Source organism: Allosalinactinospora lopnorensis, from assembly GCF_000981225.1.
GTDB lineage: Bacteria > Actinomycetota > Actinomycetes > Streptosporangiales > Streptosporangiaceae > Allosalinactinospora > Allosalinactinospora lopnorensis.
Genome location: NZ_LAJC01000009.1, coordinates 1 through 15542, shown reverse-complemented (window position 1 = coordinate 15542; position 15542 = coordinate 1). Strand labels below are relative to the sequence as shown.

General features: G+C 68.6%; 15 protein-coding genes. All 15 read right to left on the bottom strand.

The features are described 5' to 3' along the window. Position 1: 1 nt before the first annotated feature. Positions 2–1372 carry a sensor histidine kinase gene (locus VS93_RS05030; protein WP_082126633.1) on the bottom strand — a complete coding sequence of 457 codons (1371 nt, stop codon included), beginning with the start codon at positions 1370–1372 and terminating at the stop codon, positions 2–4. Between the two features lie 437 nt (positions 1373–1809). Further along, positions 1810–2244, bottom strand: coding sequence for an SRPBCC family protein (locus VS93_RS05025; RefSeq protein ID WP_046468844.1), 435 nt, complete (start codon positions 2242–2244; stop codon positions 1810–1812). Between the two features lie 36 nt (positions 2245–2280). Beyond that, on the bottom strand, positions 2281–3261 hold the full coding sequence (locus VS93_RS05020) for an NUDIX hydrolase (protein WP_046468843.1): 981 nt from the start codon (positions 3259–3261) through the stop codon (positions 2281–2283). Next, positions 3254–5338: an RNA degradosome polyphosphate kinase gene (locus VS93_RS05015; protein WP_082126642.1), complete on the bottom strand. Its 2085-nt coding sequence runs from the start codon at positions 5336–5338 to the stop codon at positions 3254–3256. The genes VS93_RS05020 and VS93_RS05015 overlap by 8 nt, the downstream gene beginning before the upstream one ends. Before the next feature lie 197 nt (positions 5339–5535). Next, positions 5536–6456, bottom strand: a complete 921-nt coding sequence (locus VS93_RS05010; protein WP_052745540.1) for a type II CAAX endopeptidase family protein — start codon at positions 6454–6456, stop codon at positions 5536–5538. Between the two features lie 151 nt (positions 6457–6607). After that, positions 6608–7519, bottom strand: coding sequence for a CPBP family intramembrane glutamic endopeptidase (locus VS93_RS05005; RefSeq protein ID WP_156184686.1), 912 nt, complete (start codon positions 7517–7519; stop codon positions 6608–6610). 86 nt (positions 7520–7605) lie between these two features. Beyond that, positions 7606–8082 carry a flavodoxin family protein gene (locus VS93_RS05000; RefSeq protein WP_046468902.1) on the bottom strand — a complete coding sequence of 159 codons (477 nt, stop codon included), beginning with the start codon at positions 8080–8082 and terminating at the stop codon, positions 7606–7608. 88 nt (positions 8083–8170) lie between these two features. Next, on the bottom strand, positions 8171–9025 hold the full coding sequence (ehuA, locus tag VS93_RS04995) for an ectoine/hydroxyectoine ABC transporter ATP-binding protein EhuA (protein ID WP_082126632.1): 855 nt from the start codon (positions 9023–9025) through the stop codon (positions 8171–8173). Continuing rightward, positions 9012–9659, bottom strand: a complete 648-nt coding sequence (gene ehuD / locus VS93_RS04990) for an ectoine/hydroxyectoine ABC transporter permease subunit EhuD (RefSeq protein ID WP_046468841.1) — start codon at positions 9657–9659, stop codon at positions 9012–9014. Before ehuD ends, ehuA begins: the two co-directional genes overlap by 14 nt. Next, positions 9659–10381 (bottom strand): ectoine/hydroxyectoine ABC transporter permease subunit EhuC, encoded by a 723-nt coding sequence (gene ehuC / locus VS93_RS04985; RefSeq protein WP_046468840.1) that lies wholly within the window; start codon positions 10379–10381, stop codon positions 9659–9661. The genes ehuD and ehuC overlap by 1 nt, the downstream gene beginning before the upstream one ends. Before the next feature lie 16 nt (positions 10382–10397). Further along, positions 10398–11300, bottom strand: a complete 903-nt coding sequence (ehuB, locus tag VS93_RS04980) for an ectoine/hydroxyectoine ABC transporter substrate-binding protein EhuB (protein ID WP_236700347.1) — start codon at positions 11298–11300, stop codon at positions 10398–10400. Between the two features lie 289 nt (positions 11301–11589). After that, complete coding sequence (thpD, locus tag VS93_RS04975) at positions 11590–12501, bottom strand: ectoine hydroxylase (RefSeq protein WP_046468900.1); 912 nt, start codon at positions 12499–12501, stop codon at positions 11590–11592. A gap of 163 nt (positions 12502–12664) precedes the next feature. Further along, entirely contained in the window at positions 12665–13081 is a 417-nt protein-coding gene (locus VS93_RS04970; RefSeq protein ID WP_046468838.1) for an ectoine synthase, read from the bottom strand. A 102-nt stretch (positions 13082–13183) separates the two neighbouring features. Next, entirely contained in the window at positions 13184–14449 is a 1266-nt protein-coding gene (ectB, locus tag VS93_RS04965) for a diaminobutyrate--2-oxoglutarate transaminase (RefSeq protein WP_046468837.1), read from the bottom strand. Between the two features lie 103 nt (positions 14450–14552). After that, entirely contained in the window at positions 14553–15032 is a 480-nt protein-coding gene (gene ectA, locus VS93_RS04960) for a diaminobutyrate acetyltransferase (protein ID WP_236700346.1), read from the bottom strand. Positions 15033–15542 lie beyond the last annotated feature (510 nt).

The following is a 15542-nucleotide window of genomic DNA, read 5'->3' as shown; positions in this document are numbered from 1 at the left end:
GTCAGGCCTCCCAGGGGATGTCGGCGGTGAGGACGGTCCCCCCGCCTTCGGGGCTGTACAGCCGCAGCTCGCCGTCCACCGCGTCGACCCGGTCCCAGAGGCCGTAGAGGCCGGTACCGGTCTCGGGGTCGGCGCCGCCCGCGCCGTCGTCGGTCACGGTGAGCCGCAGCAGGTCCCCGCCGGTGCCCGCGACCCGCTCGGCGCGCACGGTGACGCTTCGGGCATCGGCGTGTTTGGCGACATTGCTGAGCGCTTCGCACGTCACGTAGTAGGCGACCCCCTCGGCCCGGCGCGAGGGCCGCTCCGCCAGGTCCACATCGAGGCGGACCGGCAGCGGGCAGCGGCCCGCGGCGACCGGCAGCGCCGCCTCCAGGCCGTGGTCGGTGAGGACCCCGGGGTGCAGCCCTCGTGCGACCTCGCGCAGCTCGGCCATGACCGCCCGGGCCTCGGAGTGCGCCTCCTCCAGGAGCGCGCGGGCGGCGGCCGGGTCGCGCTCGAACTTCGCCCGCGCCCGGCTCAGCGTCATGGTCACCGAGAGCAGGCGCTGCTGGGCGCCGTCGTGCAGGTCGCGTTCGATCCGGCGGCGCTCGGCCTCGGCGGCGTCGACCATCCGCGACCGGCTGTCCCGCAACTGGACCAGGCGGCGCCGGACCCGCGCCTCGGGGGCGTCGAACAGCAGTCGCCGGGTCACCACGACCTCCAGCCGGACCAGGGGCAGGACCAGCCAGATCCCCAGCACACCGGCGACCGGGCCGAGGACGATCCAGGCGAGCGGCGCCGGGCTCGTGTTCAGCGCCTCGTAGAGCGCCCCCTCGGCCGCGGCGTAGCCGAGCCCGATCAGGGAGCCGACGGCGCCGCCGATGCCGAACCCGATCAGGCCGAGGATAAGCCCGCCGGAGAAGATCCCCTGGACCGCGGCGACGGTGCTGTAGAGCAGCGCGGACCACGCCTCCCTACCGAAGACGTAGCCGGCCAGCCGGGCCGGGCCGGTACTCGGCGCCGTGGGGTCGGGAGCGCGGGTCTCGACGACGCCGAAGACGTTCTCCAGCCGGCTGCGCTGGATGTGGCAGGCCAGCCGGGCCAGAAGCGTGGCGGCGGCCGGGAAGAGCACCAGGAACAGGACGGCGCCGGCGAGGAAGTGGCCGGGCGGGAGGGCCGGGCCCTCCGACAGCGGGACCGCGACCACCGTTCCCAGCCATACCGCGGAGCCGATCAGCATGGCGGCCGGAACCAGGTACCCGAGCGAGAGGGCGAACGAGGTGAGCAGGTGGAACAGTGCGACCAGCCGCTCCCGCCACGGCCGCTCGGCGGCGATCTCCGCCCCGACGCCGACCGCCCGGGCCCTGGCCTTGACGATGAGGGTGCCCGCCATTCCCGCCTACTCTCGTTCGTCTCCCCTCTCCTCAAACCTAGGCTTCGGACGTCACACCCGCTATGGCGGCAGCACAACAGCGGCGGGTAGTGCTGGCACACCCGCGGAGACGCAAAAGTACGCGCACCGGCGCGGGCCGGGGATTCGCCGGGCCGGCCGGACCGAGACCGTTCACCTCGTGCTCATCTGTTCGTCGAAATCGGCAGTGGCCAGCAGTGACCCACGGTACAATAATTACTAGCAGTAGTTATCTAACTGCGTTCGGAAAATACACCTCCACGAACACCTGCGCACCGCGCCGCGGGCCACCACGACCCGGCCCGCCCCGCGCGCACCGGCGAACGAGACCGGGCGGGGACCGCCGCCCGTCTCGCGCCCCGGTGCTCACCCGGTCCGTCCGCGCATAGGAGGGGGACGCGCGGACGGACCGGTCCCGGCTACCGGTCCTCGGCCAGCGCCTTGAGGCGGACCAGGGTCTCCTCGATGGCCCGGGCGTTGCGGGCCGGCCATCCGGCCAGCCGGTAGAGGAACGGGACCGCATAGGAGTAGTCGAAGGTCTCGGTCACCCGCGTAGCGCCGTCGGCCAACGGCTGCAGCTCCCAGCGCCAGCGGTGCCTGCCGAAATGCCGCCACGCGAGCACCCGGTTCTCCTCGAACTCCACTACGCGGTTGCTCATGCGATACGGCAGGCCTATCCGCATGCGCATCCCGAACCGGTCCCCGGGGCCGAGACGCTCCGGGCCCTCGATCAGCCCGTGCACGGATCCGGAGCCGTCGAAGTCGGGGTGGCGGTGCGGGGCGGCGATGATGCCGAAGATCCGCTCCGCCGGGGCGTCGATCACGACGCTGCGCGCAACCTGGTTCTTGGCCATGCGCGCATCATCTCAGGCCGCGGCCGCACCGGCGCCCTACCCCCGGACCAGGTGGCGCTCGATGGCCGCCAGGGTGCGGTCGGCCACCGAAACGTGCATCACCCAGAACGCGCCCTTGCGCAGTGGAAGCTGCTGCGAGACCGGCGCGCCCAGCCGCTCCAGCGCGGCGGTCATCAGCTCGGCGACGAGTTCCCCATGCGTGCACACCACAGTGGGCTCCCCCTCGTCCAGCAGGCGGGCGAACGCGGCGTGCGCGCCGAGGCGGTCGAACGTGGTCCGCGACCGGCTCACCGGCTGCGCGGTGAACGCGCGCTCGGTGCGGACTTCGACGTTGTGGGCCACCGAGTACGGCAGCACGGTTTCGGTGCAGCGCGCGGCCGCGGAGGTGACCGCACGGGGAGCGCCGTAGGCGGCGAGGAGATCGGCGACCTCCAGGGCGTCGGCGCGGCCGACCTCATCGAGCGGGCGGAGCAGGTCGTTGTCGTCCCAGTTGCGTTTCTCGCCCGCGGAGGCGTGCCGGAGCAGAATCACCGGGAACGTATCCAGCGGGCCGCAGGCGAAGTTGTCCAGTACCTGGACGTCGTGCTGGTAGTTGAGCCGCGTGCGCGCCTCGGACAGCGGCACCCACTCCATGACGTCGACCTCGTCGTTGGGAGCGAAGGAGGAGGCCCCCAGCGGGGTGGCCGCCCACCATTCCACCTGTTTGGGCCAGCCGCTCCGGAGGTAGCGCTGCGGCGGTATGCGCCGCCCCAGCACCGGCCGCAACCCGGTCTCCTCGGTGACCTCGCGTACCGCCGCGGTGAGCAGGTGCTCCCCGTTCTTCACCTTGCCTTTGGGCAGCGTCCAGTCGCCGCGGTCGGGCCGGTGGATGAGCGCGACCTCGTTCTCCTCTGCGCCGGTGTCCCGCCACAGCACGGCCCCCGCCGCTCGGATGGGTTCCATGTAGCCGCCCGGCGCCGTGTCGCGGGGCGGGAAGGCGCTGGTGACGGAAATCTCCCCGCTGCCGTACTCAGGCATCGACGACTCGGAGATGGCGGTCCCCGCGCAGGGTGGTCTGCAGGTCCGGCAACGGCTCTCCTCCGGCGCCGTGCGTGACACGGCTCCACGTTCCGTCCGGGGCGAGCCGCCAGGAGGCCGTGTTGTCGGCCATGGCCAGATCCATCAGCCGGACCAGGCGCACCCGGTGGTCGGGGTCGGCCACCCCGACGAGCGCCTCGACCCGGCGGTCCAGGTTGCGCGGCATGAGATCGGCGCTGCCCAGCCACACGTGCGGCTCTCCCCCGTTCTCAAAGACGAAGATCCGGGAGTGTTCCAGGAACCGCCCAAGGATACTGCGCACCCGGATCGTCTCGGAGAGTCCCGGCACTCCCGGGCGCAGCACGCAACTGCCGCGCACCCACAGGTCGATGGGGACGCCGGCCCGCGACGCCTCGTACAGCGCGTCGATGATGTCCTCGTCCACCAGGGAGTTGATCTTGATCCGGATGCGCGCCGGTTCGGACCGGGCCGCGTTCTCCATCTCCTTCCGGATCAGCGACATGAGCGCCTCGCGCAGCCCGCCCGGCGCCACGAGCAGCCGGCGGTACCGCTTCTTCCGGGAGAAGCCGGTGAGGTGGTTGAACAGGTCACTGAGGTCCTCCCCGACCTCGGGGTCGGCGCTGAACAGGCCGAAGTCCTCGTAGACCCCGGCCGTGGAGGGGTTGTAGTTGCCGGTACCGATATGGCCGTAGCGGCGCAGCGTGCCGTCCTCGTCCCGCCGCACGATCAGGGCGAGTTTGCAGTGGGTCTTCAGGCCGACCAGGCCGTAGACGACGTGGCAGCCGGCCTCTTCCAGCTTGCGCGCCCACTGGATGTTGTTCTGCTCGTCGAAGCGCGCCTTGACCTCGACGAGTACCACGACCTCCTTGCCCGCCCGGGCCGCCTCGATCAGGGACTCCACGATCGGGGAGTCGCCGCTGGTGCGGTAGAGCGTCTGCTTGACTGCCACGACCCGGGGATCCGCCGCCGCGAGCTCCAGGAACCGCTCGGTGGTCGCCGCGAACGACTCGTAGGGGTGGTGCACCAGCAGCTCGCGCTCGCGGATCGCCTCGAAGAGGCTCTGCTCCCCCTGCAGCGCGCGCGGCTCCACCGGCACCATCGGCGCGAACTTCAGCTCCGGCCGGTCCAGGTCGGCGATCTGGTTCAGGCCCGCCAGGTTGAGCGGCCCGGGGACCCGGTAGATCTCCCCACGCTCGGCGCCGAGCTCCTCGCGCAGGATCTCCAGCACCGCGTCAGAGATCGTCTGCTCCACCTCCAGCCGCACGAGCGGGCCGAAGCGGCGGCGCAGCAGCTCGTTCTCCAGCGACTGGATGAGGTCGTCGGTCTCGTCCTCGTCGACCTCCAGGTCGGCGTTGCGGGTGACCCGGAAGGCATGGTGCTCCAGCACCTCCATGCCCTCGAAGAGCTGCTGGAGATGGCCGGCGATGACGTCCTCCACCGGAACGAAGCGGTCATCGCCGAGCTCGATGAACCGCGGCAGCACGGAAGGCACCTTGATCCGGGCGAACATGCGCCGCCCGGACTGCGGATCGCGGACGGTGACCGCGAGGTTGAGGGAACGCCCGGAGATGTAGGGGAACGGGTGCGCCGGATCCACCGCGAACGGGGTGAGTACGGGATAGACGGCGCGCTGGAAGAACCGCCGCATGCGGTGGCGCTCGGTTTCGTCGAGCCCGTCCCAGCGCACGATCCGGATCCCGGCCTCGACCAGCGCCGGCGCCACTGAACGGTCGAAGCATCCGGCGTGCCGCAGCATCAGTTCGTGGGTGACCTCGGCGATGCGTTCCAGGAGGTCGCGAGGATGGTGCCCGCTCGGGGAGGCCACGGACAGCCCGGTCGCCAGGCGACGTTTCAGTCCGGCCACCCGGACCATGAAGAACTCGTCGAGGTTGCTGGAGAAGATGGCGAGGAACCGGGCCCGTTCCAGGAGCGGGATGTCGGTGTCCTCGGCGAGTTCGAGCACACGCTGGTTGAAACGCAGCCATCCTTCCTCCCGGTCCATGAACCGATCGGCCGGAAGACGGTCGGCGCTCTCAGCGCTCTGCCCTATATGCACCGGTTCCACACTCACGGCTCGCAGGGTCCCCCATCCACATGAACCAGCAAGGGCCACACGGCGACCGTGCCCTTACAGCGATGTGTAGTCCGATTCCATACCCTTCCGGCCTCGACGGACCACCCGGTTTTCCGGATATTCCGGAGACGTGACGTTTCCGCCGGCGCGCGGGCGGAGACGGCCCCTTCCCGGAAGGGCTACGACCACAGCACTGCGGCCACCGGGAGCACGATGAGCGTGACGACACCGAACTGCAGCAGGAAGTTGAGCCAGATATTACGGTAGCGGGACCACAGGTAGCCGTAGAGCAGCGCGGCGGCCCCCTGCACGGCGATCGCGGACGCTACCGCGTTCAGCACCCCGCTGGGGAAGGTGGCGCCCACGAGGCTCGTCAGCGCGTAGACCAGGGCCACCAGCACAATGGCCGGCCAGCGCCCGAACAGCACTTCCAGCCGGGTCTGCAGGAACCCCTGGAAGAAGACCACCTCCAGCAGGGCGGTGGCGATGTAGCCGATCGCCAGGGCGGCCAGAACGTCGTAGTGCTCGGGTACCGACCCCATTTCGGGCGGGTGCTCGGCCCAGGGGATCAGTACGAACACGAGGTAGCCGACGACGGGGACCAGGCCGGCCCAGCGCCACGGCTCGAAGACCCGGACGGCCAGCTTCGGCAGGGTGAAGTCCTGCGAGTTCCGCATGACCCCGGAAGCGCCGATCAACATCAGCGGGACGAAGAGCAGGAAGAGGAACTTCGAGGTGTGGTACGACAACGGCGCCAGTCCGGGATCCATCGCACCGAAGACCGGGTCCAGCAGCAGCTTCGATACCAGGAAACCGGCCAGGCACGCCACCAGGACCACCGTCTCCGGACCCGGCGCGCGCCCTTTCATGGTGGCGTGCAGCCGCTCGGCCATCTCCCGCTCCGGAACCCACGGGGGGATCCACCGGATGAGCAGCATGCCCAGGGCCACCGGCATCCAGAGCGTCCAGGCCTCGCCCGGCATGTGATCCCCGGTGGTGAGGACGCGGGTCTCTCCGGTTCCGAAGAGCAGGAGCACGACCGCGGCGAAGACCACGGCCCCCGCGCAGAGCACCCTGCGCCGAACGGCCGTGCCGAACATGTCCCCCCTTCCGCGCCCGGGAAGGCGTCCCGGACCGTCGGTTCCCGCGACCTGACTCTCCGGCTCGGGGGGCTGCCGTGACCCTACCTGCTGCGGGAAGCTTTCATACCACTTTACCCAGCGGAAAGAGCAAGCTGACCTTTGGGCGGGTTTACCCAACTATGCGCACAGTGGGGGCAATGACCAGCGTAAGCATCCCCCCGCGCAGCAGGACGCTCAACCAGATGTTGCGGTAGTGCGACCACACGTAGCCCAGCAGCACGCCGATCACGCCGTAGATCAGCAGCGCGCATCCCAGCCGGTGCAGGGCCCCTTCCGCGGAGAGGGCGGTGATCTCGCCGTAGCCGTCCATGGCCGCGTAGGTCAGGGCGAACAGCAGCGAGGTCACGGTGATCCCGCCCCAGCGTCCGACCGCCCTCTCCAGTCGGGTCTGCACCATGCCGCGGAAGAAGACCTCCTCGGGCACGGTGATCGCGACGAAGGCGAGCAGCATGACGAACAGGAAAACGCCGGGCGGGGGGAACGGCTCGCCGCGCAGCCCCAGTCCCACCAGGCCGATGCAGACCAGGACGGGAAGGGCGCCGAGCCAGCGCCAACTCTCGGTCACCCGCATCACCAGCGCGGACATGGCTGGGGCGTTCCCGCTCAGCGTGCTACCCGCCCGGTCCACGAAGAGGATCGGCAGCACGAGGAGGAAGAGCACCCGGAGTGCGGGGACGACCGTGACATACACGTCGGGCGGGAACGCCGCGCCGAGCAGACGCGGCAGAGCGACCGTCCCGCTGACGAAACACAGCAGGAAGAGGAGCAGCCAGCACAGTTCGGCTCTGATCGGATGCTCCTCCAGAGCGTTCCGGGTCCGCTCGTCCAGCTTCCGCCGCCGGCGACGTGTGACGATGGCCCGGGTCAGAACGATCCCGGTGATCGCGGGAAGCCACACCGTCCACAGCGGGTTCGCCCCGTGCCACGCCACCTCGACCGGCAGTGCCGGATGGGCCAGCAGCGCGGCCACCAGAGCCACCGCATAGGCGGCAAGGCTTCCCCAAAGCACCCATCTGAACACGCTCGTCCCCGATTTCTCCCCTGGATTCGGAAACTCCAGTCTGACCCGGGAGAAACCAGTTGTGACTCAATAACTACGGTATGTCGTTATCCTTTACCCGCGCGCTCGGCCTGCTCCAACGCGGCCAGCGCGGTCACCGCCCCCAACTCCCAGCAGGCCTCGCCCTCGGCACGGCCGATCTCCCCGACGGCCGTGACCGGCGGGCGGTGGCGTTCCCACCCCATACCCTTGGCGATGGACTCGACGGCGCGCACCGCGCCGGTGGTGTCGCTGTTCCCGTGCACGTACAGGGCGTACGGCAGGCCCGTGGTGTCGGTCAGGCACGGGTAGTAGACCGTGTCGAAGAAATGCTTCAGGGCACCGGACATGTATCCGATGTTCGCGGGGGTACCGAGGATGACGGCGTCCGCGGCGAGCACGTCCGGAGCCGCCGCGCCCAGCGCCGGCCGTGTTGCGACCTCGACCCCCTCGATGTCCTCGTTGCGGGCCCCCTCCAGAACCGACTCCAGCATCGACTGGGCCGACGGCGAAGGCGTGTGGTGAACGATCAGCAGTCGTGCCATGGGGTCAGGGTCGCACGGCGCGGCCGGTGATGGCGGAGGCGGCCCGGAGCGGCCGTTGCGGGCCGCCTCCGCCATCACCGGCCCGGGTTCACCCGGATTCCAGCACGGCGTGCAGGAACGACTTCGTACGCTCCTCACGCGGTTCACCGAAGATCTGGTCGGGCGGGCCGTCCTCCAGGATCCGCCCGTGGTCGAACATGAGCACGCGGTGCGACACGTCCCTGGCGAACCCCATCTCGTGGGTGACCGCCAGCATGGTGATGTCGGTCGTCCGCGCGATCTCCCGGAGGACGTCGAGCACCCCCGCGACCAGTTCCGGGTCGAGGGCCGAGGTCACCTCGTCCAGCAGCAGGATCTCCGGGCGCATGGCCAGCGCCCGGGCGATCGCGACCCGCTGCTGCTGGCCTCCGGAGAGGCGGGTCGGGTGCTCGTCGATCCTCTCCTTGAGCCCGACCATGTCCAGCAGTTCGGCGGCCCTCTCGTCGGCCTCCCCCCTGGGGACCCCCAGGCTGTGGATGGGCGCCTCGGTGATGTTCCGCCGCACGGTCATGTTCGGGAACAGGTTGAACTGCTGGAAGACCATCCCGATCTTCTTGCGCACGGCCCGCTGGTACTTCTCGTTGGCCGGCACCAGATGGTCGCCCTTGTACATGTGGCTCAGCGGATCGCCGTTGACCCAGATGACACCGCCGTCGATCTGCTCCAGGGTCATCAGCAGCCGGAGGATCGTCGTCTTCCCCGACCCGCTGGGACCGATGAGCGTCACGCGCTGCCCCGGCTGCACGGTGAAATCGAGCTCGCGCAGCACAACGTTGTCACCGTACTGCTTGACGACCTTCTCGAACCTGATCAGCGGCTGTTGGACCGCGTCCCCCGGCCCGGGGACGTCCGGGGAGGCATCGGGACGGATCGTGTCCTGAATGTTCTGCTCAGACTGCGGCATAGCGTCGCTCCAGGAATCGGATACCAATCGCGGAGAGCACGCTCACGACGATGAAGAGCACACCGACCGCGGAGATCGTTTCGAGGTACTTGAAGTTCTCGCCGCCGAGCCGGTTGGCCTCGAACAGCAGCTCGGGCACGGTTATGGCGAACAGCAGGGGCGTGTCCTTGAACATCGCGATCAGGTAGTTGCCCAGAGCCGGAATGACCCGGCGGATGGCCTGCGGCAGGATCACCGAGGTCCAGGTACGGACGCCGGGCAGGCTCAGTGCCCTGGCCGCCTCCCACTGCCCCTTCGGCACCCCGTCGAGTCCCGAGCGGTACACCTCCGCGGTATAGGCCGCGTAGTGCACGCCGAGCGCGATGACGCCTGCTGTCAGTGGAGTGAGTGCGATGCCGGCCGATGGCAGCACGTAGAACACGAAGAACAGCTGCACGAGGAGCGGGGTGCAGCGGATGAACTCCATGATCCAGAAGACCGTCTTGGCGACCGTCGGCGGCGCCCCCTTCCGGACCATGGCCACCACCAGCCCGAGCACGAGCGCCAGCGCGTACCCCATGACCGTCGCCAGGACGGTGTAGCGCAGCCCGGCCAGCAGGGCGGGCATCGCCTCGACGATGAAGTCCCAGTCCATCACGACTCACCGCCTCTCGCCACGCCGGCCATGCTGGGAATCGCCCTCTTCTTCGCGGGCCTGTCCGGGAGGCGGCCCAGGCGCCGGTTCGCCCGCCGCTCCGCCATGCGCGTGAGGAACAGGAAGATCTGGGCGAGGATGAAGTACATGATCAGGGCGGCGAGGAACGCCAGCAGCGTCTCGCCGGTGAAGGTGCGCATCTGCTGGGCCACGAACGTCAGGTCCGACACCGCGATCAGCGAGACGACGGCGCTGCCCTTCATCAGCTCGATGACCAGGTTGCCGAACGTCGGCAGCATCTGCGCCCACGCCTGGGGCAGGATCACCAGACGCATGCGCTGCAGCGGTTCGAAGTTGAGCGCGACGGTGGCCTCGTACTGCGCGCGCGGCACGGCGTTGATGGCGCCGCGCACGTTCTCCGCGCCATAGGCTCCGACGTTGAGGCCCAGCGCCAGGATCGCGGCGACCACCGGCTCCAGCCGGTACCCGATGAGCAGCGGCATCGCGTAGAACAGCCAGAACATCAGGACCAGGGCCGCGACCCCGCGGAAGATCTCGACGTAGACGGTGGCGATCGCGCGCGCCACGAGGCTGCGCATCGTACCGAGGATCCCGAAGATCATCGAGATCACGAACGCGAGCGCGCAGCCGCCGACGGTGATCATCAGCGTGTACCACGCGCCGTTGAGATATATCGGCAGCGAGTCGGTGAAGAATGTCATCGAGACTCCCCAGAGCTCAGGCTTCGCACAGATCAGCGGCCGTCAGATCACCGGGAAGCTCATCGGCGGAGAACCCGAACGGTTCGATGATCTCCAGGAGCCGCCCGCTCTCCTTGAACTCCTCCAACTGCGTGTTGAAGGCTTCACGCAGGTCACCGTCCTCCTGGCGAACGGCGAACCCGCCGCCTCCGACCTGCTCCTCGCCGTCGATCACGGGGAAGAACGCCTCGGTCACCTCGAACGGCCCCCCGCGGACGTCGAGCATCCAGCGCAGCGAGATCGCGGTCAGGGAGACCGCGTCGATCCGGCCGGTCTCCAGCAGTTCGAAAAGGCTGGAGGGGTCGGCCGCGGTCTGGACCTGATCGCCGGGAACGCCCGCGTCCTCCGCGGTCTGCTGCTCAACGGTGGCGTTCATGACCCCCAGGGTCAGGTCCTGGTTCTCCACGAACGCTCCGAAACTCTCGATCCCCTCGGGGTTTCCCTCGGGAACCAGGAAGGCCGTCCTGGCCAGGTAGTCCGGGTTGGTGAACGCGACCTCCTGGCAGCGCTCTGGTGTGATCGCCATGCCGGCGGCGACCATGTCGAACTGGCCGCCGAGCAGCCCCGGGATCAGGCCGTCGAACTGGACGGGGACCCCCCGGAGCGCGTCGATGCCCAGTTCACCGAAGATGGCCCTGGCCAGCTCGGGGGCCTGTCCGGTCAGCTCACCGGTTTCGACGTCGGTGTAGCCGTACGGGGCTTCGTTGGCGAACCCGACGCTGATGTAGCCCTGCTCCCGGATGCGGTCCATCGTGTTTCCGGTTCCGACACGCGAACACGCGCCCAACAGCGTGGGCCCCGCCACCACAGCCAGGCCGACACCCCCCACCCCGGTCAGGAACCGGCGCCGGTCCATGCCGCCGCCTCTGATTCTCGTCATCGGTACTCCTCGACGAACCAGCACGGCGCTCCCTCCGCGACGGAGGGAGCGCCGTGTGCAGTGCGGGGATATTCGTTGTGTTCAGAGTGATACCCCGGGTCATATGCTCTTCATGCGCGCCGTTCCAGGTCGCGTGAGCGGCCCCGGCTGTATGCGGAACGAACACCATGTCCGGTGATTGCCCGCCATGTCCGGTCGCCAACGATCGGCGAAACGGGGCGTTACCCACTGGTTACGTTCGAGTCCGAAAAATAACGATCAGGAAACGGATTCCGGGATCCGCGCCGCCCTATCGCACCGGGGTGAAGTCGCGCGACGCGATGAACGTGGGGCGCCGCGCGGGAGCGGCGTAGGGCTCCACACAGGTGTTCTCGACACTGTTGAACACGATGAAGACGTTCGACCGCGGGAACGGCGTGATGTTGCCGCCGGAGCCGTGCATGCAGTTGGAGTCGAACATCGTGGCGCCGCCGGCGGGCCCGGTCAGCACGTCGATGCCGTGCTTCCCGGCCAGGATCGACAGGCTGCTCTGGTCGGGTGTCCCGATCTCCTGGTGCCTCAGCGACGCCCGGTAGTGCTCCTCGGGCGTCTCCCCGACGCACGACACGAAGGTCGTGTGCGAGCCGGGCATGATCATCAGGGCGCCATTGTGTACGTAGTTGTCGGTGAGGGCGATGGAGATGCTCACCGCACGCATCCGGGGCATCCCGTCCTCGGCGTGCCAGGTTTCGAAGTCCGAGTGCCAGAAGAAGTCTCCGCCGCCGAAACCGGGCTTGTAGTTGACGCGGCTCTGGTGCACGTAGACGTCGGAGCCCAGGATCTGGCGGGCCCGGCCGACGACGCGCGGGTCGCGCACCAGGTCGGCGAAGACCTCGCTGACCTTGTGGACCTCGAAGACGGAGCGCACTTCGTCGGACGACCGCTCGACGACGACGCGCTCGTCGTTCTTCAGTTCCGGGTCCTCGGTGAGGCGCCGCAGCTCGGCGCGGTACTTCTCCAGCTCCTCGGTGCTGATGAGGGACCCGATCTGCAGGTAGCCCCGATCGTCGTACTGGTCGAGGCCGGCCTGGTCGATGGGGCCGCCGTCGGCCTCACCCCAGACCGTCGCGTCCCTGCGGTACAGCAGTGCCGGAGTGGTGTCCTTGCGGGTCGGGTAGTCGTCCATGGTCGGCTGCTCGAAATCGCTCGTCAACACACTCATGGCCATACCCCTGGGGGATTCGCTCCCTTCTCGGTCGGTGCCCGGCGGCTCCTCGTACGGCTCGCCGGTCTCTTCGTGCAAAGTGCGGAAAAGCGCGGCAAACGCCGCCTTCCGGTAAACGCGACGTGCGGGGCACGGCGTTCCGCGCCCCGCCCGCAGATGGTCACTTGGCGGGCGTCGCCGCCGCGTCGTCCTCATCGGTCAGCAGCGGGTACACGCCGTTCTCGTCGTGCACCTCGCGCCCGGTCACCGGAGGGTTGAAGACGCACAGCACGCGGAAGTCGGTCTTCGGGCGGACGATGTGGTGCTCGTGCCCGTCGAGGAGGTAAAGCGTCCCGGGGGTGATCAGGTGGGTCTCACCGGTCTCCTCGTTGACCAGCTCCGCCTCGCCTTCGATGCAGTGGACCAGTTCAACGTGGTTGGCGTACCACATGCGGGTCTCGGTGCCCGCGTACAGCACGGTCTCATGGAACGAGAAGCCGACGCCTTCCTTGGCCAGGATGATCCGCCGGCTGCGCCAGTTCTCGGTCTGGATGTCGCGGTCGGTGCCGTCGACCTCGTCCAGGCTGCGAACGATCACGGTGTACTCCTCTGCCTGTCGGTGGTGCTCCTGCGGAACGGCGGGCCCCGGAGTGCCTCCGGGACCCGCGCCAGGTGTTCCTGATTATGCAACCCCTGTGTATCAGGCTGACTGGGTGACCTTGACCGCAGCGCGAGCCGCCTCGGCGATGATGTCGAGGCCGCGCTCCAGCTCCTCCTCCGTGGTGGTGAGCGGCGGAAGCAGCTTGGCGACCTCGTCCTCGGGACCGGAGGTCTCGATGAGCAGCCCGCGGTCGAACGCCTCCTTGCTGACCAGGCTCGCGATCGTCTCGTCCTCGAAGGCGAGCCCGCGGGCCATTCCCCGGCCGCGGACGTGCGCGCCGGTGCCGGGGTGCTCCTCGGCTATGGCGCTCAGCCGGGTTTCGATGAGCCTGCCCTTGGCCAGGGTTCCCTTCTGCAGCTCGTCGTCGCGCCAGAAGGTGTCGAGCGCGGCGGTGCCGGTGACGAAGGCGGGGTTGGGGCCGCGGAAGGTCCCGTTGTGCTCACCGGGCTCCCAGACGTCCAGCTCCTCCTTGAGGAGTGTGAGGGCCATCGGGATCCCGTACCCGCTGATCGACTTCGACAGCGTGACGATGTCCGGTCTGATCCCGGCCTCTTCGAAGCTGAAGAACGGTCCGGTGCGACCGCACCCCATCTGGATGTCGTCCACGATCAGCAGGAGCTCGTACTCCTCGCAGAGTTCGGCGAGACCGCGCAGCCACTCCGCGCTGGCCACGTTGATCCCGCCCTCGCCCTGCACGGTCTCCACGATGACCGCGGCAGGCTTGTCCAGGCCGCTGCCGCTGTCCTCCAGCAGACTGCGCAGCCAGAGGAAGTCCGGGGTCTGGCCGTCCATGTAGTTGTCGAACGGCATGGTCGCGGCGTGGCTCAGCGGCACCCCGGCCCCGCCGCGCTTCATCGAGTTGCCGGTAACGGCGAGCGCGCCCAGCGTCATGCCGTGGAAGCCCTTGGTGAAGCTGATGATGGTCTCGCGGCCGGTGTACTTCCGGGCGAGTTTCAGCGCGGCCTCGACCGCGTTGTTCCCGGCGGGACCGGGGAACTGGACCTTGTAGTTGAGGCCGCGCGGGCGGAGGACGGTCTCGTCGAACGTCCGCAGGAACTCCCGTTTGGCGGTGCTGTAGGCGTCCAGGCTGTGCACGATCGAGTCGCTCATGAGGTACTCGATGAGTTCGGATTTCAGTTTCGGATGGTTGTGTCCGTAGTTGAGGGAACCGGCACCCGCGAAGAAGTCGAGGTAAGGACGCCCCGATTCGTCGTAGATATAGCTGCCCCGCGCCTCGTTGAAGACGACCGGCCAACTGCGGCAATAGCTGCGGACTTCCGATTCGAGGCGGTCGAAGATCTCCATCGTGTGTTCCTTGGTTCCTTTCCCCAGGTTCGTGGGCTCGTGGCTTTGACGACGGGGTGGTCAGGATCGGGTGTGCGGTCGGGGCGTTGCGGGTCGTTGCAGGTCAGGACAGCGGGCCGATCCGGACGAGCTCCTCGGGCTCGTGGCCCTCGGAGCCCTCCCGTGGAAAGTGCTCGTGTTCGAACAGCGGCGTCCACTCCAGTGGTGCGCCGCGGTCACGGGCGAAGGAGGCGAACAGCGCCCTGGAAGCCGTGTTGTCCGGGGTGACCGTAGCCTCCAGATGAGCGATTCCGCGGGAGGCGATGCGCTCACCGATGTGGTCCAGCATCCGGCGGGCCAGACGCCGCCCCTGGAAGGACGGGTCGACCGCCACCTGCCAGAGGAAGTAGGTGTCGGGCCGGTCCGGCCGCACGTAGCCGATGACGAATCCGCGCAGCTCGTGTTGGTCATCGTGGGCGACGACGCTCGTCTTCGCGAAGTCCCTGCACCACAACAGGTAGGCGTAGGGAGAGTTGACGTCGAGTCCCGCCTCGCCCGCGAGGCGCCACAGGTGCCGTCCATCATCGAGCGACGGCGACGCCAAGCGCGCGTCGCCGCTGCCCGGACTGCCCGCGACTACTGAGGGGTTACGCGCGGCGCCAGACCGGTCGGGAGTTTCAGGTTCGGTTTGTTGATGAGGCACGTCGATGGAACATAGCGAACGTTCCTGAGCAGCGTGTTTCGTGCGATCATGACGGATGTTTCATGCCTGTTTCAGAGGGTACGACTCGTTCATTTAGCGCCGGTCGTCACCTTACGTGGCCAAAACGGGGGTTCAGACCGCCGCCCGCGGGACCGCCACGCACGCCTTACTCACCAGGGGATTCAGGACAGCTACCGGGGGTACACGCCAAGGCGCCAACGGGGGCGCCGCCCGGAGAACACCCGGTCCCCCAACCCCACAAGATAGGGCTTTCGCAGCAAATTTTAAGCGTGTGTTAACTCACACGAATTCGGGTGAATCCTCGCGACATACCCGCGAAAGGATTAGAGAGGCCGTCCGGGGACATACGCGTGGTCGACGCCGCCCCGGGCCGGGGCGCGCCCCCGGCCC